The organism is Carnobacterium sp., assembly GCF_032094055.1.
In the GTDB taxonomy this organism is placed as follows: Bacteria; Bacillota; Bacilli; order Lactobacillales; family Carnobacteriaceae; genus Carnobacterium_A.
The window spans coordinates 10464-11938 of record NZ_DAMDAK010000028.1; the positions used below are offsets into that span (position 1 = coordinate 10464).

At 37.5% G+C, this 1475-nt stretch carries 3 protein-coding genes; all 3 read right to left on the minus strand.

The window, feature by feature from the left end; translation table 11 throughout:
* Nucleotides 1–401: GTPase (locus RT405_RS06035; protein ID WP_396163366.1), on the minus strand; the 401-nt coding region annotated here is incomplete at its 3' end.
* Nucleotides 402–429: 28 nt separating this feature from the next.
* Entirely contained in the window at nucleotides 430–621 is a 192-nt protein-coding gene (locus RT405_RS06040) for a DUF951 domain-containing protein (RefSeq protein WP_035030976.1), read from the minus strand.
* 27 nt (nucleotides 622–648) lie between these two features.
* Nucleotides 649–1475, minus strand: an 827-nt coding sequence (locus tag RT405_RS06045; protein ID WP_313468419.1) for a ParB/RepB/Spo0J family partition protein, incomplete at its 5' end; no start/stop codon positions are given.

Here is a 1475-nt window from a genome sequence, read left to right on the forward strand (position 1 = left end):
AAAATCAATTCCAAATTGATCGTTTCAATGTCTGCTAAAGGATCAACTTTTCCAGTCACATGGGTAATATTGTCATCGTCAAAACAACGGACAACATGGCAAATCGCATCCACTTGACGAATATTAGCCAGGAACTTATTCCCAAGTCCTTCACCCTTGCTGGCGCCTTTAACAATACCAGCAATATCGGTAAATTCAAACGTTGTCGGTACTGTTTTTTTAGGTATCACCAATTCAGTCAAACGATCTAAACGATAATCGGGTACTTCTACTACTCCTACATTAGGATCAATAGTAGCAAAAGGATAATTGGCAGCTTCTACTCCTGCTTTTGTAATTGCGTTAAAAAGAGTTGACTTTCCAACGTTAGGTAAACCTACGATTCCTGCTGTTAATGCCATTCTTCATTCACTCTTTCTCTTCTTATATTTAGTTGCTTTTTTCAGCATGTTCAAGAACTTTTTTCATTTTTTTTTCGAATTCTCTTCTGGGCATCATAACCATATGGCCACACTTCGTACATTTAATCCGAATGTCCATACCCATTCTAATAATTTCCCAGCGATTTTCTCCGCAAGGATGAGCTTTTTTCATTTCAACCATATCATGTAGATCATACATTCTTTTCACACCCTATCGTTATTTTCTCTATTCATCATCAAACTGAATGTCTAAAACATCTAAAATACGAGTCAGATCATCTGTGGAAAGATACTCAATTTCAATTTTACCTTTTTTATTTTTTTCATGAATCGTGACAGAGGTTCCAAACTTGTCCATTAGCCGTTCTTCGCTCTCTCGAATATAATAAGGTTTTTGGGCCGCTTTTTCAGACTGTGCGTTTTGCTCTTTTGGTTGATTCATTTGGATTACCAACTGTTCTACTTGACGGACAGTTAGATTATCTTTCATGACCCGTTTGGCTAACTTTACAATCTGTTTTTTATCTTTTAATCCTAATAGTGTGCGCGCTTGTCCCATCGAAATGCCGTTATCTTGCAGCATTTGTTTGACTGCTTCAGGCAATCCTAATAAACGCAAATAGTTTGCGATATACGGACGGCTTTTTCCTAAACGAGCCGCTACTTCTTCTTGTGTCAATTTTAATTTCTTCATCAACATATCATAAGCTTCCGCTTCTTCAAGTGATGTGAGGTCTTCTCTTTGTAAATTTTCTAAGACTGCTACTTCCATCATTTTTTCTTCATCAAATTCACGGATAATTGCTGGAATCGTCGTCTTCCCCGCTATTTTTGACGCTCTAAAACGCCGTTCGCCGGCAATGATTTCATAGCCTTTGACTGTTGACTCACGCAAAATAATCGGTTGGAATACACCAGATTGTTTAATAGAGTGTGCCAATTCGTTCAAAGCTTCTTCATCAAACGTTTTTCTTGGCTGATAAGGATTTGGCCGGATATCGCTTAATCCAATTTCTTGTACCTGTTCGCTTGCAATATCGATTTTATCTAAAT

Bases quoted from the DNA above. Each gene is read 5' to 3' on its own strand.
- RT405_RS06040 (WP_035030976.1), bottom strand. From the start codon at position 621: ATGTATGATCTACATGATATGGTTGAAATGAAAAAAGCTCATCCTTGC.